This is a genomic window from Mycobacterium sp. UNC410CL29Cvi84 (assembly GCF_000686745.1).
GTDB classification, from domain to species: domain Bacteria; phylum Actinomycetota; class Actinomycetes; order Mycobacteriales; family Mycobacteriaceae; genus Mycobacterium; species Mycobacterium mucogenicum_B.
Window position 1 is genome coordinate 140,147 of record NZ_JMLM01000009.1, and the last position, 18,795, is coordinate 158,941.

General features: G+C 68.7%; 18 protein-coding genes. 8 read left to right on the top strand and 10 right to left on the bottom strand.

All coding sequences use genetic code 11. From position 1 onward, the window contains the following. Positions 1-62 precede the first annotated feature (62 nt). The 4 genes from BR47_RS0114185 to BR47_RS32095 all read left to right on the top strand — a co-directional run bounded on the left by BR47_RS0114185 (position 63) and on the right by BR47_RS32095 (position 2,704). A complete protein-coding gene (locus BR47_RS0114185; RefSeq protein WP_029119918.1) occupies positions 63-551 on the top strand; it encodes an SRPBCC family protein in 489 nt (162 codons plus the stop codon). After that, positions 548-892: an ArsR/SmtB family transcription factor gene (locus BR47_RS0114190; RefSeq protein WP_029119919.1), complete on the top strand. Its 345-nt coding sequence runs from the start codon at positions 548-550 to the stop codon at positions 890-892. The genes BR47_RS0114185 and BR47_RS0114190 overlap by 4 nt, the downstream gene beginning before the upstream one ends. Before the next feature lie 10 nt (positions 893-902). Next, positions 903-1,913 (top strand): methionine synthase, encoded by a 1,011-nt coding sequence (locus BR47_RS0114195; protein WP_029119920.1) that lies wholly within the window; start codon positions 903-905, stop codon positions 1,911-1,913. Positions 1,914-2,026: 113 nt separating this feature from the next. Then, positions 2,027-2,704 carry a hypothetical protein gene (locus BR47_RS32095; protein ID WP_051634793.1) on the top strand — a complete coding sequence of 226 codons (678 nt, stop codon included), beginning with the start codon at positions 2,027-2,029 and terminating at the stop codon, positions 2,702-2,704. On the opposite strand, the gene BR47_RS0114205 is transcribed toward BR47_RS32095, so the two are convergent. The 6 genes from BR47_RS0114205 to BR47_RS0114230 form a co-directional block, all read right to left on the bottom strand. Then, positions 2,701-4,320, bottom strand: coding sequence for a 4-coumarate--CoA ligase family protein (locus tag BR47_RS0114205; RefSeq protein WP_029119921.1), 1,620 nt, complete (start codon positions 4,318-4,320; stop codon positions 2,701-2,703). The genes BR47_RS32095 and BR47_RS0114205 overlap by 4 nt on opposite strands. Positions 4,321-4,400: 80 nt before the next feature. After that, positions 4,401-4,592, bottom strand: a complete 192-nt coding sequence (locus BR47_RS0114210; protein ID WP_020103166.1) for a ferredoxin — start codon at positions 4,590-4,592, stop codon at positions 4,401-4,403. Beyond that, positions 4,589-5,800, bottom strand: coding sequence for a cytochrome P450 (locus tag BR47_RS0114215; protein WP_029119922.1), 1,212 nt, complete (start codon positions 5,798-5,800; stop codon positions 4,589-4,591). The genes BR47_RS0114210 and BR47_RS0114215 overlap by 4 nt, the downstream gene beginning before the upstream one ends. Next, positions 5,797-8,253 carry an Ig-like domain-containing protein gene (locus BR47_RS32100; RefSeq protein WP_051634794.1) on the bottom strand — a complete coding sequence of 819 codons (2,457 nt, stop codon included), beginning with the start codon at positions 8,251-8,253 and terminating at the stop codon, positions 5,797-5,799. Before BR47_RS32100 ends, BR47_RS0114215 begins: the two co-directional genes overlap by 4 nt. Before the next feature lie 163 nt (positions 8,254-8,416). Beyond that, positions 8,417-9,313 carry a helix-turn-helix domain-containing protein gene (locus tag BR47_RS0114225; protein WP_029119923.1) on the bottom strand — a complete coding sequence of 299 codons (897 nt, stop codon included), beginning with the start codon at positions 9,311-9,313 and terminating at the stop codon, positions 8,417-8,419. 158 nt (positions 9,314-9,471) lie between these two features. After that, a complete protein-coding gene (locus BR47_RS0114230) occupies positions 9,472-9,885 on the bottom strand; it encodes a F420-dependent biliverdin reductase (RefSeq protein ID WP_029119924.1) in 414 nt (137 codons plus the stop codon). Positions 9,886-9,920: 35 nt separating this feature from the next. On the opposite strand from BR47_RS0114230, the gene dprE2 reads away from it, so the two are divergent. The 4 genes from dprE2 to BR47_RS0114250 all read left to right on the top strand — a co-directional run bounded on the left by dprE2 (position 9,921) and on the right by BR47_RS0114250 (position 13,430). Further along, entirely contained in the window at positions 9,921-10,679 is a 759-nt protein-coding gene (gene dprE2, locus BR47_RS0114235; RefSeq protein WP_029119925.1) for a decaprenylphospho-beta-D-erythro-pentofuranosid-2-ulose 2-reductase, read from the top strand. Then, the gene (locus tag BR47_RS0114240; RefSeq protein WP_029119926.1) at positions 10,676-11,863 is read left to right on the top strand and encodes a bifunctional cobalt-precorrin-7 (C(5))-methyltransferase/cobalt-precorrin-6B (C(15))-methyltransferase; all 1,188 of its coding nucleotides are present in this window, start codon (positions 10,676-10,678) and stop codon (positions 11,861-11,863) included. The genes dprE2 and BR47_RS0114240 overlap by 4 nt, the downstream gene beginning before the upstream one ends. Beyond that, positions 11,860-12,615, top strand: coding sequence for a precorrin-4 C(11)-methyltransferase (cobM, locus tag BR47_RS0114245; protein WP_029119927.1), 756 nt, complete (start codon positions 11,860-11,862; stop codon positions 12,613-12,615). The genes BR47_RS0114240 and cobM overlap by 4 nt, the downstream gene beginning before the upstream one ends. Before the next feature lie 89 nt (positions 12,616-12,704). After that, complete coding sequence (locus BR47_RS0114250) at positions 12,705-13,430, top strand: cobalt-precorrin-6A reductase (RefSeq protein ID WP_029119928.1); 726 nt, start codon at positions 12,705-12,707, stop codon at positions 13,428-13,430. Here the strand turns inward: BR47_RS0114250 and BR47_RS0114255 are convergent. The 4 genes from BR47_RS0114255 to cobG are packed head-to-tail and all read right to left on the bottom strand — an operon-like array spanning position 13,414 to position 18,549. Beyond that, positions 13,414-15,294, bottom strand: a complete 1,881-nt coding sequence (locus tag BR47_RS0114255) for a hypothetical protein (RefSeq protein ID WP_029119929.1) — start codon at positions 15,292-15,294, stop codon at positions 13,414-13,416. The genes BR47_RS0114250 and BR47_RS0114255 overlap by 17 nt on opposite strands. A 28-nt stretch (positions 15,295-15,322) precedes the next feature. After that, a complete protein-coding gene (locus BR47_RS0114260) occupies positions 15,323-16,795 on the bottom strand; it encodes a precorrin-2 C(20)-methyltransferase (RefSeq protein ID WP_029119930.1) in 1,473 nt (490 codons plus the stop codon). Then, positions 16,792-17,418 (bottom strand): precorrin-8X methylmutase, encoded by a 627-nt coding sequence (locus BR47_RS0114265; protein ID WP_020103177.1) that lies wholly within the window; start codon positions 17,416-17,418, stop codon positions 16,792-16,794. The genes BR47_RS0114260 and BR47_RS0114265 overlap by 4 nt, the downstream gene beginning before the upstream one ends. Positions 17,419-17,427: 9 nt before the next feature. After that, entirely contained in the window at positions 17,428-18,549 is a 1,122-nt protein-coding gene (gene cobG, locus BR47_RS0114270) for a precorrin-3B synthase (RefSeq protein WP_029119931.1), read from the bottom strand. Positions 18,550-18,795: the final 246 nt, after the last annotated feature.

The window sequence follows — 18,795 nt, forward strand, 5'->3', positions numbered from 1 at the left end:
AACCATATGGTTGCGTTTCCGGGGATGCAGTCGTAACGTGATAGGCAACCAGGAGGTTGCTTATGAATACCGATCGCATCGAAAAAGAAGTCACCTTGCGTGCGCCGCTCGACCGCGTGTGGCGCGCCATTTCCAACGCCGACGAGTTCGGGCGCTGGTTCGGCGTCCGATTCGACGGCCCGTTCGTCGCGGGTGAATCGGTGACCGGGGTGATCACACCGACCGAGGTCGACGACGAGGTCGCCGCCGCACAGGAACCGCACGCCGGGACAGCCTCGGTGTGGCAGATCGTGGCCGTGGAACCGCCGCGGCGTCTGGCGTTCCGCTGGCATCCGTACGCCGTCGAACCCGGTGCCGACTATGACAACGAGCCGACCACGCTGGTCGAGTTCACGCTCACCGAGACCAGCGACGGCGTGCTGCTGCAGATCGTCGAATCCGGGTTCGACAACATCCCGGCCCATCGCCGGGCCGCGGCGTTCGAAGCCAACAGCGGCGGCTGGGAAGCCCAGACGAAACTGGTACGCAAGTACCTGGGCGAGTCGATGTGAGTACGGCGGTCGAAGACCGGGCGCCACTGTTCGACGCGCTCGGCGACCCGAATCGGCTGCGTATTGTCGTACGGCTCTGCGAGGCCGGGCCGTGCTCGACTTTGCAAGTGACACAGGTGATTCCGGTGACCCGGCAGGCGGCCACCAAACATCTGCTGCGGTTGGAGGCGGTGGGGCTGGTGACCAGCAGCCGGCACGGGCGCGAGCGCATCTGGCGGATTCAGCCGGACCCGCTCGCCGAGGCCAGTGAGTACCTGACCGCGCTGTCGAAGCGCTGGGACCGGGCCCTGGACCGGTTGCGGAGCTACGTGGAAGATCCGGCCGCGGACCCCATCGAATAGTGTTGGCCGGGTGACTGTTTTCGCCCAGGCAACCGGTATCGGCTCGTGGCCGGGCACGGTCGCCCGGGAAGCGGCGGCAGTCGTCGTCGGTGAGCTGCCTGCCCTGCCGCATCTCGTGGAGCTGCCGGCGCGTGGCATCGGCGCCGACATCATCGGACGGGCGGGCGCGCTGCTCGTCGACATCGGCCTCGACACCGTGCCCCGCGGCTACCGCATCGCATCCGGCCGCAGCGCCGTCGTGCGCCGTGCCACCGGCCTGCTCGACGAGGACGTCGACGCGCTCGAAGAGGCATGGGAGAAAGCCGGGCTGCGCGGGACCGGACGGACCATCAAGGTGCAGGCGCCCGGTCCACTGACGCTGGCCGCCGAACTCGAACTGCCCGGCGGTCACCGGGCCATCACCGATCCGGGCGCACTGCGGGACCTGGCCGGCTCCCTCGCCGAGGGCGTCGCGCACCATCGCGCCGAGGTCGCGCGGCGCTGCGACGCCGACGTCGTCGTGCAGTTCGATGAACCGTCACTGCCCGCCGCGCTGGCCGGGCGGCTTGCCGGGGTAACCCGGATGTCGCCGGTGGCGCCGGTCGACGCACTGCTCGCCGCCAGCCTGCTCGACGAGTGCATCGCGACCGTCGGGGGACAGGCGAGCATTCACGTGTGCGCCGCGGACGTGCCGTGGAAAACCCTGGCGCGCACCGCTTTCAGCGCCATCTCCGTCGACGTGACCAAGCTGACCGCGGCCGACCTCGACGGCATCGGCGAGTGGATCGAGGCGGGCCGGACCATCATGCTCGGCGTGCTGCCGGGCGTCGCTCCGGAGCGTTCCGTGCCGGTCGAGACGGTGGCCGCGGCCGCCGCGAGTATCACCGACCGGCTCGGGTTCCCGCGGACGGTGCTGCGCGAGCGCGTCGGCCTCACGCCCTCGTGCGGGCTTGCCGGCGCGACGCAGACGTGGGCGCGCACCGCGTTGACGTTGCTGCGCAAGGCCGCGGACGGCATCGCACAGGACCCGGACGCGGCCTGAGCCCTGACCCGCGACGACTGCGGAAATCGTCAACCCGGGCGCGGTGGCATGCCATGATGGGGGACCGGAGTGCGCAGGGGGTTGCCACTCAGCGGAACCGATCGGGGGCAGACATGCGCCGTGACGATGCGCTGCTGACGGTTGCCGGTCTCTCGGTATCGGTATTTCTGACGATGGCCGGGCCCTCGATGGCGATCGCCGCCGCTGATCCCGGCGGGTCCAATGGCAACGGTGGCAACAGCAGCTCCGGCAAGGCGGGTTCCGGCAAGAGCAGCTCCCCACGTGGCAACGCCGGCAACGGCAACTCCGGCAACGGTGGCTCGCGCGGCAACTCGGGTGCCAATTCGTCGGTCTCGGGCCAGACCAACACCGGGAAATCATCGAAGGCGAACGGCAAGAGCAACAACACCGCGCCCGGCGCGCGGCCGGGCAGTGGTTCCGACAACCCCGCTGCGATGCCGGTGTTCACGCCCCCGAACCCGCTGGTGCCCGTCGTCGTCGCCGAACAGCACACCGGTACGTCGCCAGGCGGGACCTGGTGGCGGGCGCCAGGTGCGCCGCAGCCGACCATCGAAGTACACGAACCGTCGGCGCCGAGCGAGGAAGGCGACGCCGATCTGCTGTCCGCCGATCACAGCGGCATTCCGGTGTGGGCCGCCGCCGAGCCGCTCGGGGTGCGCGGCGACCTGTTCGGACTGGCCGGCCTGGTGTTGATGCCGCTCGTCGGGCTCGTGGTCGGGTACCGCCAGGCCAAGGCCGCGCGCGATATCGGCGAGACGATCCCGCGCTAGACCTCGCGGATGTCGCGCAGTTCGCGGCGCAGAATCTTGCCGGCGGCAGACTTCGGGATCGCGTCGATGAACGCGACCTGCCGGACCTTTTTGTACGGCGCGACCTGGCCTGCGACGAAATCCATGATCTCGTCGCCAGTCAAACCCGACTCCGGTTGCAGCACGACGAACGCCTTGGGTACTTCCTCGCCCGATTCCGGATCGCGGACCCCGACCACTGCCGTATCGGCGATACCGGGGTGCGTCAGCAGCACGGCCTCGAGTTCGGCCGGGGGCACCTGGTAGCCCTTGTATTTGATGAGTTCCTTGAGCCGGTCGACGATGTAGATGCAGCCGCTGGCATCGACCCGGGCCAGGTCGCCGGTGTGCAGGAAGCCGTCGTCGTCGATGGTCTCGCGGGTGGCGGCGTCGTTGTTGAGGTAGCCGGCCATGACGTTGGGACCGCGGAAACACAGTTCGCCGACCTCGCTGAGGCCGTGCTCGGGCCGGCCGATCTCGGCTCCCGTATCGGGGTCGACGATCTTGCTGACGGCGTTCGGCACCGTCCAGCCGCACGAGCTCAACGGTGCGACGGCGCCGACGAGTTCGCGGCCGCCGTCGAACGGCATGCAGTGGCTCACCGGGCTCAGCTCACTCATGCCGTAGCCCTGCACGATGGGGCAGCCGAGCCGGTCGGCGACCGCCATGCCGAGGTCGTCGTCGAGCGGCGCGGCGCCCGACATCAGGCCTTTCAGGGAGTCGAGCCGGTACGAGTCGACCATCGGGTGCTTCGCCAGCGCCACCGCGACCGGCGGCGCGATGAACGCGAACGTGCACTTGTGGTCCTGGATGGTCTTGAGGAAGAGCGCGAGATCGAAGCTGGGCATGATCACCAGTCGGGCCCGGGCGTGCAGGACGGAGTTCAGCAGCACCGTCATGCCGTAGATGTGGAAGAACGGCAGCACCGCGAGCACGCGGTCCTCGGGGACCAGGCCCTGGATGGGTCGAATCTGAGCCACATTCGCCGCGAGGTTCGTATGGGTGAGCATGACGCCCTTGGGGTTTCCCGTGGTGCCCGAGCTGTAGGGCAGGGCTGCCAGATGAGTGGCGGGGTCGAAGCTGACCTCGGGTGCGGGTAGCGCGCCGTCGAGCAGTTCGGCCGCGTTGGGATGGCCGTCGGCCGCGGTTCCGGGGCCGTCGAGCACGACCACGCGATCGGCTGTCAGCCCGACCTCGGCGGCGGCGTGCAACGCCTGCGGCGCCAGCGGCGTGACGGTGATCAGCATGGCGGCACCGGAGTCGGTCAGTTGCTTCGCGATGTCCTTGGCCGTGAACAGCGCGTTGATGGTCGTGGCGGTGGCGCCGGACCGCAGAATGCCGTGGAAGGCGACGGCGAACGCGGCACTGTTGGGCGCCAGTAGGCCGACCACGTCGCCGACGCCCAGACCGCGGGCGGCCAGCGCTCCGGCGAACGCCTCGATCCGGGTCGTCAGTTCGCGGTAGGTGTACTCGGCACCGGTCGCGACCTCGGTGATGGCGATGCGATCGGCGTCCGACTCGGCCAGATCACCGAAGATGTACTCGGAGACGGCCGTCGTCGGGATCTGGACCTCGGGGAAGGGGCTCGCGATAGTCATGGCGTCTTAGATCGAACCATGCCCGGGTGACGTGCGTCATGCCGGTTGGTTGCCGTCGGCGGGCCGGTTGTGGCGCCGCGTTACAGGTCGTCGGCCATGCGCAACGCACCCGTCGGACAGGCCGCCACGGCCCGGCGCAACACCAGCGGGTCGACGTCGGTGGTGTCACCGATGTCGACCGTGCCGTTGTCCCCGACCCGGAATGCCGCGCTGATTCCCTCGCACATACCCATGCCGATGCAGATCTCGGGGTCGACCTCCACCCGGCTCATGGCTGCGCCGTGAACGGCAGGTGCGTGGGGCGGCGCACATAGCTGCCTTCGGCGTACTCGACCGCGTCGGCGTCGACGTCGAAATCCGGACACCGGGTCAGGAGTTCCTCGAGCGCGACGCGGGCCTGCATGCGGGCCGCCGCGGCGCCGAGACAGTGGTGGTTGCCGTGGCTGAACGTGAGGATCTGCGCGGGGCGCCGCAACACGTTCAACTCCTCGGCGTCCGAGCCGAACTGCCGGTGGTCGCGGTTGCCCGAGCCGTACAGCAGGAAGGTCTTGCGGCCGGCCGGAATCGTGGTGCCCTCGATCTCGACGTCGCGGGTCGTCATACGCGCCAGGCCCTGCACCGGCGAGGTGAGCCGCAGCAGTTCCTCCACGGCATCCGGGATCAGCGCCGGGTCGTCGATCAGGAGCTGTCGCTGGTCGCGGCGGGCGGTGAGCAATTGCACTGCGCCACCGAGCATTCCGGTCGTGGTGTCATTGCCGCCGGTGATCATCGTGAAGGCGAAGCCCAGGATGGACAGGATTCCGGACATGTCGCCGTCGGCGCCGAAGCCGGCTTCCACCAGGTGCGAGACGGTGTCGTCCTCGGGACGTTTCTGGCGGTAGGCGATCAATTCGTTGAAGTAGGTGAACAATTCGGCGATGGCGGGGGCGGCCGCGGGCTGGTGCCCGGTGGAGTTGGCGGCGACGATGGCATCGGTCCACGCATCGAAGCGATCCCAATCCTTTTCCGGGACACCGAGATAATGCGCGACCACCATGGTGGGCATGGGTTTGAGGAACTCGGTGATGATGTCGCCGGTGCCCTTGGCGCGCAACTTCTCGATGCGGTCCACCACGAATTCGCGCACCTTGGGTTCGATCGCGCTGACCTGCCGCGGGGTGAATCCCTTGGCCACCAGCCGCCGGAAGGTGGTGTGGACCGGCGGGTCCTGCATCACCATCGGCGGATTATCTTTGATGCCAACGGCTTCCATGTCGTCGTAGTTGAAGGTGAGGCCCTCGGCAGACGAGAAGGTCTCGTGGTCCTTGGCCGCTGCGGAGATGTTGGCGTAGCGCGACAGCACCCAATAGTCCTTGTCCGGCGCGTGCCCGGGAACCACGCGGTGAACCGGATCGTGTTCGCGCAGTGCGGCATACATGGCCCACGGGCTGCGCCAGGTGGCGGCGGACCCGGGAGTGAAGGTGACGGCGGTGGCGGTCATACGGACTGTGCTCCTGTGGTGATCTGCGGGAAGGGGCCGAAGCGGTCGTTGTAGCCGTCCTGGCGGGCGGCGAGCTGGGCCTGTCGTTCGGCGTCGGTCACGTACTTGGTGCCGGCCGGCAGCACTGCGCCGAGTTGATCGAGGGTGACGACCTGCTGCGAGACGATCATCGGCACCGCCGACGAGGTGGCATCAAGCGCCTGGAACCGGATGTACAGGGTGCCCTGGTTGAGGCCGCCGGTGGAGACCCAGTTGGCCACGCCGGGGTCGTCGGGGGAGATGACGAGCGTGTAGGTGCCATCCGCATTGGCGATGGACTGTGCGTTGTTGAGGCTCGTCTGCGCGGTGCCGTCACCGGGCGACAGTTCCCAGTCGTTGGTCACCGGCACCACGAAGTATCCGGCGTTGCCGGGGTTGATCGTGATGACCAGAGCCTGGTTGTCGGCCAGCTGGAAGTAGCCGAGGCTCTGCTTCTGCGACACCAGGGTGCCGGGGAAGTTGAACGGCTGCGTCAGCGTGTTGGGCGGCTTGAGCTGCCCGGTCTGCAGGTTGAGGGTGACGATGTCGAGCGCCGTATTGTGTGCGCTGGTGCCGAAATTCGCGAGGATGTCGGCGGTGTGGGCGACCATCTCGTCGAAGCTCTCCGCACGCGAGCCCGCCGGACCGCTCGTGCGCGTCACGGTGAGGCCGGGCGCCGATTCGGTGTTCCAATCCGCCATCGTGTACCGGACGAAGATCTGCTGGGCCTCCGGCGGCAGATAGATGTGGTTGGTCTGCCCCGGCTGGGTGGGATTGCCGTCCACCGTGATGGTGAACGTACCGTCGGCGTTGACCACGAGGTCCTTCGCCAACAGATTGCCGATCGGTTTGGCATCGCTGATGTCGGCGTAGACGCCGAAGTTCCCGTCGGCGGGGACGCCGCCCAGGTACTTGCCGCTGATGACGTACGTCGAGTCGCTGCGCACCGGGATGGTGCGGTAGATGGTGTCGGGGTTGTCGTAGATGAACCTCCCGCCGGGGGTGTCGATGCCGTACCAGCTGTGCGCGCGCATATCGACGGCCATCACCAGCGGGTTGTCCGGATCGTTGTTGACCACTGTCATCGCGGCATTGAGTGCCTGCTCCCGGGCGGCTGCGTCGAGCAGGGCCAGGTTCTTGGCGTCGACGCCGCCGACGAGGCCGAACCGCTGCTGCGCATGCGCCAGCCAGGCCTGCTTGAGCGCCTCGATGGCAGCCTGCACCTGCGGCGTGTTGACGATCTCCTGGGCCTTCTGTTCCAGCGCGATCTGGTCGGCCGTGCCGAGCGGACTGGTCGGCTTCACCGTGACAGTGACCGTCTCGGTGGTGGTGGCACCGGCGTTCGGCTGGAACAGTTTCAGCAGGTTGATGTGGAACGGATTGCCCGGCCGGTCGTCGACGGTGACCGTGAACGAGTCGGTGCCACCGGTGAATGCCAGTGCGTCGCTTGGGGTGTACGTGAACGTGCCGTCCGGGCGGACCGCCACGGCGCCCTTCGTCGGGCCCTTGTCGACGGTGTAGGTGAGCTTGTCGCCGTTGGCGTCGGTGGCCTTCAAGTCACCCTTGATGACGCCGCCGAAGGTCTGGCTGGTCTCGGTCTGCTTGTAGTTGACGATCGGCGCGGAGTTGAAGAACGTGTGGCCGATCTCGCGGCGAATCCAGCTGAAGAGGGTCCACAGCACCGGCGCCTGCGGCGGAGCGGTGGGACTGGTTCCGGCGTGCGGGACGAGCCCGATGGCGCCGAGCAGGCTCGACACCACATGCGTGACGAAGTTGCCGCCGGTGGCGGCCGTGGAGACGGGATGCGTTGTCGCCGTGAGGGTGTTGATCTTGGTCGCGGCGGCGGACAGGGCCGACGAGACCGTGGTGGCAGCGGACTCCACTGAAGGTGCCTGGGCTGCAGCCGGTTTCGGTGCGGTGGCGGCCGCGGTCGGGGTGGCGGCCTTCGGGGCGGTCTGAGTCGTCGCGGCGGCAGGTTGGGCGACTGACGCGATGGGTTTGGTCGTCCGGTTGCGTTGCTGCTTCTGCCGGGACTTCTTGGGCGTCGAATTCGTGGTCTCGGCCGGGTTGCCCGATCCGGGATTCGTCGTCGCCGGCGTCTGGTCGGGGGTGTCGGACTTCGGGCTGTCGGTGTCCCCGGGCTTGTCGGGTGTCGTGGCCGACGAGTCGTTCTGTCGCTTGGGCTTTTTCGCCTTCTTCGCGGGCTTCTCGGGCTTCGGTTTGGTGGCCGGCGACGGGGTGTCGGCGGACGACGCGGACGTGGACGCGCCGGAGGTGGCGCCGGTGCCGGTGTCGGCCAGGCAGATGGCGGGACCGTTCGCGACGGCGATGCCGATGCCAAGGGCAACGGCCAGTGCGCCTACGCGGCCGATGAACCGGGCGTGGCCCGATCCCGCCGAGCTACCAATGCGATGCAGCGTCGTCGCTGTGTCCATCCACGCTCCCGAAATAGTGACGAATAATTGTCGTTCAATTGCCAAATAATTGGCGACGGGCAGATGGTAAGCATCCCCGCGACGGACGCGCAAGCATTGTTTTCCGCTGAGTGGGTCGCGAAAGTGCCCGCCGGACGGTCGGCGGGTTGGGTTGTGACGGTGGCTAGTGCTGGCCGAGCTTTGCTGCGGCCGAGCGCAATTCGTGGATGTACCGCGCGCGGTCGGCGGCGCTGACCGACGGATCCAGCGGCCCGAGCTGAAGCTCGTAGGCGGGGTGGCCGGCGGCGTTGTCCACGGCGGTGCTCAGATAGCTCACGGCGAGCGGCTCGGGGGATTCGAGCTGTGCCGTGCTGTAAGGCTTTCCGCCGAGGCTGACCAGCGTCTCGAAAACCCGCTGCCGTAGCGCACTGCGCCGGGGGTGCTCGGAGAGCAGTTCGGCGACGTCGCCCAGTACGCCCAGCACTTCGGGGTTGGCGTCGCCGAAATCGAATATGGCGACGCCGTCCTTGCGCAGCTGGTCGAGCAGGTTGCTGAAGTCGGGGCGCAGCTCCTGCGGCGCCCCGGCCAGCCACTGTTGTTGGCTTGCCGCGTCGCGGCGGGCGATCACCGTCGCGCCGGCCGGCGGCGTCAACGGCAGGCGCACGCCGACACCGACGCCGCCCGGGATGTGGCCGACGCCGCGCACCACGCTGACGAACGTCATCTCGGTGGTGCCGACCATGGCCAGCGAAACACCGCATTTGGTGGCATGTGCCAGGTCGTGCAGGACCTCGGTGTGGTTTTCCGGCAGGGGCAGGGCATTGCGCACGGCCTCGGCGACGCCGAGCATGCCCGGACCGAGGGTGTAACTCCGATCAGCAAGGCGCACAACCCAACCCGCGCGCTCCAGGGCCAGCAGGATCGAGGTGACGGTCGCGCGGTTGAGGTCCAGTCGGGATGCGATGGAGGCCACCGAACTCGGTTCGGACTGCTGCGCCAGGAGTTCGATGATGCTGACGACGCGGTCGGTGGGCGGTGAGCCTGCCCGTGCGCTGTCTTCCAGCGGAGTGCCGCGTGCCATCGATGCTCCTGCCGGTCTGGGGACGCTGAGCATCTTATGACGAATAGTTGTCGGTGGTGTGTAGTGGTGAACGTCTTGGCGTCGAGAAGGACCAAGTGGTTGTTCTCGAGGTCGTCACAGCGACCATTTGGTCCTTTTCGACGACATTGCCGGACTGACTAGGCCTCGCCGCGGTCCAACAGCTCGCTGGAGCCGAGGACGCGTTCGATGCGGACCTCGATCACCACGCGCCGTGGGTTCACCCGCGGGGTGCGGTAGCGCTGGGCGTAGCGCAGTTCGGCGTCGCGGACGTCGTCGGCGTCGTTGCTGACGGTCGACTTGCCTTCGAGCGACAGCCACCGGGCACCGTCGACCTGACTCAGCACGGCAACGCCGCGTTGGGCTGCGTTGAGGGCCTTCTGGGAGCCGCCCGTAGTGATGACGCGCGCGATGTGGGTCTTGGGGTCGAAGGTGAAACCGACAGCCACGACGTGCGGGGAATTGTCCGACCGCAGGGTGGTCAGCATCGCCAGATGACGCTCGGTGAGGAATGCCAGCGCGTCACTGGTGAGCCGTGTCGTTGCCTTCGCCATCGTGATCAAAAGTAGCGCAGGTGATAATCGCAGCCGTGAACGACACGGCGGATACCGGCGGCGAGGTGGTCGTCATCTTCGGCGGCCGCAGTGAGATCGGCCTGGAACTGGCCATCCGGCTGGCGCCGGGCAACACGGTGGTGCTCGCTGCCCGCCGGGCCGACCAGCTGATCGACGAGGTGCAGGCGGTCCGAGCGGCCGGCGCCGCCGAGGTACAGACCTGCGAGTTCGACGCCGACGATCTGGCCTCGCATGCCGCGTTGCTCAGCACGATCGAAGCCGAGCACGGGCCCATCGGCACCGCGGTGCTGGCCTTCGGCGTCCTCGGCGAACAGGCCCGGGCCGAAGACGACGCCGCGCACGCGGTGGCCGTCGTCCACACCGACTACGTGGCGCAGGTGAACCTGCTGACCCTGTTGACGCAGCGCATGCGCGCCGCGGGTCGGGGACGGTTGGTGGTGTTCTCGTCGATCGCCGGGGCGCGGGTCCGCCGGGCCAACTACGTCTACGGATCGGCCAAGGCGGGCCTGGACGGCTTCGCGTGCGGGTTGGCCGACGCGCTGCACGGCACGGGCATCCAATTGCTCATCGTGCGGCCCGGCTTTGTGATCGGCCGGATGACCGAGGGCATGGACCCGGCACCGATGTCGAGCACGCCCGCGCAGGTCGCCGAGGCTGCCGCGACGGCGCTGCGGAAGGGCAAGTCGGCGGTCTGGGTGCCGTGGGGCATTCGCCCGCTGATCTTTGCGACTCGTTTTGTGCCGAAGGCCATCTGGCGGAAGATGCCGAGGTGACCGGTAACGAAGGCAAGATCACCGTCGTCGGCATCGGCGCCGACGGCATGGCCGGGCTCGGTGGCGCGGCGCGCACTGAACTGCAAAGCGCCACCGTGATTTTCGGCGGTCCGCGGCAGCTGGATCTGCTGGACGCGGACGTCACCGCCGAGCGGAAGGCCTGGCCGTCGCCGATGCTGGCGGCCCTGCCCACGTTGTTCGACGGGCTGGGGGACGTGCACGTGGTGGCCTCCGGCGACCCGATGCTGCACGGCATCGGCGCCACCCTGATCCGGTTGTTCGGCCGGGATCGCGTGACGGTGCTGCCACACGTGTCCTCGGTGACCCTGGCGTGCGCGCGACTGGGCTGGAGCGTGCAGGACACCGAGGTGATCAGCCTCGTCAACGCCGCACCGCACACCGCGATGCGACTGGGCGGGCAGGCAGTCGTGTTGTCCAAGGGCGCCGACACCCCGCGGGCGCTGGCCCGGCTGCTCACTGAAGCCGGGCGCGGCCAGTCCGACTTCACCGTCCTGGAACAACTCGGCGGGCCGGCCGAACGCATCACGACGATGACGGCCCAGGAGTGGCAGACCCAGGATCCGCACGTCGACGCGCTCAATGTCATTGCCGTGCAATATGTCCCTGACCTGCGCATCGGGGCGGCACTGGCGGACACGGCCTTTGACCACGACGGGCAGATCACCAAACAGCACATCCGCGCGGTGACCCTTGCCACGCTGCAGCCGCGCCCGAATCAAATCCTGTGGGACGTCGGCTCGGGTTCGGGCAGTGTGGCGATCGAATGGTGCCGGGCGTCAGCTGGCCGGGCCGTCGCGTTCGAAAGCGATGACGGGCGCCGCGAGCGGATCACCCGCAACATCAACACATTCGGCGTCCGTGTCGATGTCCGCGGCGCAGCGCCGGAGGGATTCCAGGATCTGGCCGGCCCGGACACCATCTTCATCGGCGGTGGCCTGACCCAACCGGGGCTGTTCGACGCCTGCTTCGACGCGCTCGAATCCGGTGGCCGGCTGGTCGCCAATGCGGTGACGGCAGAGTCGGAAGCCTTTGTGGTGCAGCTCTTTTCGAAGCTGGGTGGCGAACTGCGCCGGTTCCAGCATTATCACGGCGAACCGATCGGTGGCTTCACCGGTTGGCGCCCGGCATTGCCGATAACCCAGTGGACGGTGGTCAAAGAATGACGGTGTACTTCATCGGCGCGGGACCCGGTGCCGCCGATCTCATCACCGTGCGGGGGCAGCGGCTGTTGCGGTCATGCCAGGTCTGTCTGTACGCCGGCTCGATCATGCCCGACGACCTGCTGGCGGAATGCCCGCCCGGCGCGCGGATCGTCGACACCGGTCCGCTCAACCTCGAGCAGATCATCGGCGAGTCGGTCGCCGCGCACGAAGCAGGGCTCGACGTGGCGCGCCTGCATTCGGGGGACCCGTCGATCTACAGCGCGGTGGCCGAGCAGTGCCGCCGGCTCGACGAGCTCGGTATCGACTACGAAATCGTGCCCGGCGTACCGGCTTTCGCTGCTGCCGCCGCGGCGCTCGGGCGGGAGCTGACGGTGCCCGGCGTGGCCCAGACCGTCACCCTGTCCCGGGTGGCGACACTGTCGACCGCGATGCCCCACGGCGAGGATTTGGTATCGCTGTCCAAGCCCGGCGCCACCCTGGTGCTGCACCTGGCGGCCGCGCAGATCGACAACATCGTCCCGCAGCTGCTCGAGGGCGGATACCGCCCGGAAACCCCCTGCGCGGTGGTGGCTTTCGTCAGCTGGCCGACCGAGCAGGTCATCACCTGTACCCTGTCCGAACTGGCCGAGCAGACCAAAGCGGCGGGCATCACCAAGACCGCGGTCATCTTCGTGGGAGATGCGCTGGGCGCCCGGGGATTTGACGAGAGTTACCTGTATTCCAGCGGCCGGCGCCGCGGGGCCACCCACTGATGTATTGCCGCGAGCAGTCGCAAAACTGTCATTTCGGGGCCGAAATCGACAGGTTTACGTCTGCTCGCGAGAGAGACGAGAGGTAACCGGTGAAAGTCTTGCTCCTGGGTGGGACGTCCGAGGCGCGGGCACTGGCCAAACGGCTGCACCTCGATGTCGAGCTGATCAGTTCCCTGGCCGGCCGCGTCCCCGACCCGGCGCTACCCGTGGGCCCGGTGCGGATCGGCGGCTTCGGTGGCGTCGACGGCCTGCGGACCTACTTGCAGGACAACGAGATCACCGCCGTCGTCGACGCCACGCACCCGTTCGCCGCCACCATCACCGCCAACGCCGCCCAGGCCTGCGCAAGCCTGCGGCTGCCGCACCTGGTCCTGGCGCGGCCGGCGTGGCCGTACGGTGACGCCATCGTCGTCGCCGATGACCGGCAGGCCGCGCAGACCGTCAAAGACCTTGGCTACCAACGGGTCTTCCTCACCACGGGACGTTCGGGCACGACGGCCTTCCGCGCGTCGGACGCCTGGTTCCTCATCCGTGCCGTCACGCCGCCGGACGCCGGGACGTTGCCGCCGCAGCACCACATCCTGCTGTCGCGCGGTCCGTACGACTACGACAACGAGCTGGCGCTGCTGCGAGACCACCGGATCGACGCCCTGGTCACGAAGAACAGCGGTGGCGGCATGACGCGCGCGAAGTTGGATGCCGCTGCCGCGCTGAATGTTCCGGTGATCATGGTGGACCGGCCGGTGCTGCCCGACGGCGTGGCGACAGCCGCCACCGTCGACGAAGCCGAAGCCTGGGTCAGGGCGCGTCGATGAGCCGCTGGAGTTCGTCCCACGCGGCCCGCCGGTGCGCTTCCGCATCGTCGCGGAGCTGACGGACCTTCTCGCCCTGCTCGGTGCTGCGGTCCCGCAGCGCCTCCAGGTCCACGATGAGCCGGCGCCGTAGCTCGCCTTCGGGTCCGTCGGTGCCGAGGACGTTGAGCTGCTCCGAGATTCGGCTCTGCGCCTCGTAGTCACCCGAGCGCGCAGCCTCGACCTGCTCGGCGTCCGATTCCAGCCGCTCGGCGGCCGCCCACTTGTCCAGGACATCGCCGAGCGTGGTGATGGTGGCCGCGTCGAGGGACCGGTCGGCCAGCCACTCCTCGAGCTGACCCGGCGCGAGGTGCTCGTAGTCGATCTCACTGGACAGCGGCCAGCTTTCCAGCACCGTGGCCTCGACGGCCCCGTGACCGGCCGCGGTGACCGTGATCCGGTGGTTGGTCCCGTCGTCGGCGATCGCGGTCACGTTGTCCCGCGGTTCGACGCGGCGCCCCTGAAAACGGGTGATCTCGAAGATCACGTCGACCGGCTCGGCATGGTCGTTCTCGACCCGCAGGGTGTGCACCATCTCGCGGCGCTGCTCGTGTACCAGCGCGGCGCGGGCCAGACGGACGCGGGCGGTGACGTCGCTGACGGTCGAGGTGTGCCGGCAGCGCACTGCAAGATCTTTCGCGAACGGCAGCCGCACTTTCGCGTCACGGGCGGTGAAGGGCACCATCGCTTCACCGGCATAGGCGTCCTGCTCGTAGATGACGGCTGGGCCTTCCTCGAGCACGATGCCCGCGGTGTTGGTGAAGACGAGGACGATCTCGGGGGAGCGGTCGCGGCCGTTCCACACCAGCTCGCGCCGGACCCCGTCCACCGCCTGTACCGCCAGCGGAATCATCGACGCGCCGCCGCGCTTGAGCGACACCGGGGTACTGAGCCGGTACTCGAAATACTCACCGCGGTCGGCGGTTTCGACATCGTCGACGGCATCGGCATACGCATCGAAAAACCCGGCGCCGGCAGGAGCGGGCATCGCCATCGCCACCGGGACCTCGGCCGGCGACCGGGTCTTCTTCGCCGCGGCGGACACGGGCACCGCGCCACGGCGGCTTTCCTCGACGACCTCCCGATACGCGTGCTTGCTCTCGTACAGGTCGATGTCGAAGGAGACCGGTTCGCCGGTGGTCAGGGTCAGCGCGACGTCCGTGAGGTCTTCGTCGACCGGGTTGTGCACGATGCCCATCGCGGTCAAGACCAGTGCGTCACCGTCGCGGACCAGGCGGTACGACAGCCGCCACAGCGGGGCCGGCACCACATAGGACACCTGGACGGTCCCGCTGCCCCGAACCTGTACGCCCAGTTGGCAATTCTGGCCCGCGGTCAGCGCGCGGGACCGGTCCAGCAGGTACTCGAGGTTGTCGCGTGACGGTCCCTCCGCCAGCGTCACGGCAGCGACGTCGGCCAGTTCGATCAGGCTGACCGACCCGGCGTCGGTGCGCAGGACCAGCACCTGTCGATACTTTGCGGATTCGTCGACGCCGATCACCTCGCCCCGATGGCGCGCGGCGCCGCAGTCGACTTCGACGGTGCGGCCCCGCAGGCCGTCGAACAGCCCGCGCAGCGCGTTGCCGGACTCGATCTGCACCCCGCGGCCGCCCAGTTGGGTGTGCGGGTCGGTCGGGGTGTCGAACGAGACCGCCCCGACGGCCAGGTCGGTGCCCGTCCCAGTCACCGACAGCGACTTCAGCACGTCCTTCATCTGGGCGTGGCGGAACGTCAGGGCGAAATCACCGTCGACCGGGCCACTGCGTTCGACCAGCGCCATGCCGTGCTTGTACATGACCAGGCGCGTGACTCGAGGGCTTTCGCTCATGTCCGGAAACCCTAGTGGCCCAATCGAATCAGTGGGGGTAATACCGTGGGGTGAACACCCGGTCGCCCTCGGGGGTGCTGTGCCACACCGTCTGCGACGACCCGATGATCAGCAGGCAGCGCATGTCGATCTCGGCCGGCTTGAGGTCGGCCAGCCGCACCACGCGCACCGTTTCGTTCGGCCCGGCCACGTCACGACCGATGATGACGGGGGTGTTCGGGTCCCGGTACTCCAGCAGCAGGTCCTGCATCGCGGCCACCTGCCAGGTACGGGTCTTCGACGCCGGGTTGTAGATCGCGAGCACGAAGTCGGCGCGGGCGGCCGCGGTGATGCGCTGGGCGATGATGTCCCACGGCTTGAGCCGGTCGGACAGTGAGATCACCACATAGTCATGGCCGAGCGGCGCACCGACCCGGCTGGCCACGGCCTGCGCGGCGGTCATCGCCGGGACCACCCGGACCTCGACGCCCGGCCACTGCTGGGCCTCCTCGAGCACCGCGGTCGCCATCGCGAAAACGCCGGGGTCACCGGACGACACCACGGCTACCGTCCGGCCCTGCTGGGCCAGCCTGCAGGCCAACTCGGCGCGGGCGCGTTCATCGGTGTTGTCGCTCGGGTGCCGCTGCTGGCCGGGGCGATCCGGCACGCGGTCCAGGTACGGCCCGTAGCCGATCAGGTCGGTGGCAGCCGCCAGCTCGCGGCGGGTCTGCGTCGTCGTCCACTCCGGGTCGCCGGGGCCCAGCCCGACCACGACAACACTGCCGCCGGTGCGGGCCTCACGCCGTCCGCCCGGCAGGATCGCGATGGAGAAGTACGGCACCGTCGTCTCGTCGACGTCGGCGGCCGGCAGCACCCGCTGCGCCTCGGTGCTCGCGCGCTCCACGTAGAACGCCTCGTCCAGCCGTCCGGCCGACGAAAGCGCCTGCCGCACAGCCGGGTACGAGCGGCCCAACTTCATCACGACGGCGGCGTCGGTGTCGGCGAGGCGGCGCTGCAGCTCGCCGGCAGGCAGTGTGCCGGGCAGGATGGTGAGCACCTGTTCGCCCTGCACGAGCGGTGTCGAGATCGCGGCCGAGGCGGCGCTGACGGATGTCACGCCCGGCACGATGACGGCGTGGAACCGCTCGGTGAGCCGCGTGTGCATGTGCATGTAGGAGCTGTAGAACAGCGGGTCGCCCTCGGCCAGCAGCGCGACGTTGCGGCCCGCGGCGAGGTGGGTGGCGATGCGCTCGGCGGCCTCGGTGTAGAAGTCCTCGATGGCGCCGTCGTAACCGCCCGGATGCGATGTGGTCTCGGTCGTCACCGGGTAGACGAGGTGCTCCTCGATCTGGCCGGCGCGCAGATACGGTTCGGCGATGCGGCGCGCGATGCTGTGGCCGTGGCGCGCACTGTGGTACGCCACCACGTCGGCCTCGCCGATCACGCGCGCGGCCTTGACCGTCACCAATTCCGGGTCACCGGGACCCAGGCCGACGCCGTACAAGGTGCCCAGGGCGCTCATTCTCGTTCACTCGCAATCGCGTTCACCGCGGCGGCGGCCATGGCACTGCCGCCACGCCGCCCCGTCACCACCAGATAGTCCATGCCGCGCGGCCGCGCGATCAATTCGTCCTTCGACTGCGCCGAGCCGACGAAGCCCACCGGGCCGCCCAGCACCGCGGCGGGCACCGGGGCGCCCTCGTCCAGCAGCTCCAGCAGCCGGAACAGCGCGGTCGGTGCGTTGCCGATGGCCAGCACGGCACCGCCGAGCCGGTCGGCCCACAGATCGACGGCCGCCGCGGACCGGGTGCTGCCGAGCTTCTCGGCCATGGCGGGCGCACCCGGGTCGGCGACCAGCGACACCACGTCGTTGTTCGCGGGCAGGCGCGAGCGCGTGATGCCCGCCGCCACCATCGACGAGTCGCACAGGATCGGAGCCCCGGCAGCCAGCGCGGCATGCGTGCGGGTCACCACGTCGTCGGTGTAGGCGACGTGCTCGGTGACGTCGACCTGGCCGCAGGTGTGGATCAGACGGACGACGACGCGTGAGACGTCGTCGGGAAATCGCGCCAGATCCGCTTCGTCACGGATCGTCGCGAACGACTGCCGGTAGATCTCCGCAGCGTCGCGGACGTAGTCGAGCACGCGATAACCCTACGGGTGGCGCGGTTCGTACCCCGAGTTGGTCGCCACCAGCACCTCACCGACCGACGGACTGCCGCACGCGCGCTCGCAGCCGACGAAATGCCTGCGGCCGCCGGGCTCGCCCGACTCCGCCGCCGCGGCCGCGTCACTGCGCACGTCGGTCAGTGACTTGGCGCACCCCGGCCTGCCGGTGCAGGAGCTGATCGACAGCCAGGGGGAGTGCTCGTCGAATATCAGCCCCATGGGCGCCAGCACCCGCAGCGAGGTGTCGGCGATGCCCTCTTCGAGGTCACAGATGAGTAACGAGCGCCATGGTGTGACCACCACGGGAGCGGTGATGGCTGCCACAAACTCGGCGGTACGGGCCTGCAGCACACCCAGCGGGACAGCGGCGCCCAACGTGATCCGGCCGTCGTCCTGGGTGATCCAGCCGACCGGCGGGACGTCGACGGGCGCCCAGGTCGCACCGGACGGTTCGGTCGGCTTCAGCCCGGCCGCATCCAGGAGGGCGTCGGTGTCATCCAGTTCGCTTGTCCGCCAACGGTTTCTGCGAATATGCTGGAAGCCGTGGGCCAGGTTCAGCAGGGTCTCCGAGGCCTGTGCAGCGGCGATCCGCACGCCGGTGTCGCGGCCCGCGACCAGCACGGCGGCGCTGTCGGAAGAGATCAGGTGGGTGCTCACATCGGGCGCCAGGCCCGAGATGTCACCGCGGCCGTCGTCGACCCCGAACCAGAACCTGCCGGGAAGTTCGGCCAGGTCAGGACGGTTTTGCAGGCCGGAATCGAGGTCGTGCACGACGGCCCGGACGTCGCCCAGCCCGCCGCTGCGGCCCGACAGCGGGGATGCCACGATGTTGCGGACGCGCTCGTGGGTGGCCGAGGGCAGCAGGCCCGCCGTCTGGACCGCCGCGGCCAGCCCTGCGGCGTCGCGGATTCCACGCACCTGAATGTTGCCGCGCGAGGTCAGTTCCATTGCCGGCGAACCGAATTCGGGGGCCGCGAGGGCCAGTGCCTCCAGTTGCGCAGCGGTGATCATCCCGCCGGCCAGGCGGATGCGGGCCAGGCCACCGTCGGCCGCCTGGTGCACCTGCAGGGCGCCCGGGCAGGCGTCGTCGTCACGGCTGCGAATCACCTTGTCCACGTTACGTTGTGCCGCAAATAGTGAAACAGGTCACTGCCGTTTCCGGGCTGTTCCGTGCCTTACAAGTCCCTTGTATTCAAGGCATCGACCCGTACCGTGGAACGCGAACTTCCGCTTGCTACATCGCATTCGGATGACCTAAGGAGGGACGCAATGTCCGATTTCGCTCTGTACGTTGGTGGCGTCTTCGCTCTCATCGTGGCCGCGGGCCTGCCCTACCAGGGCAAGACGTGGTAC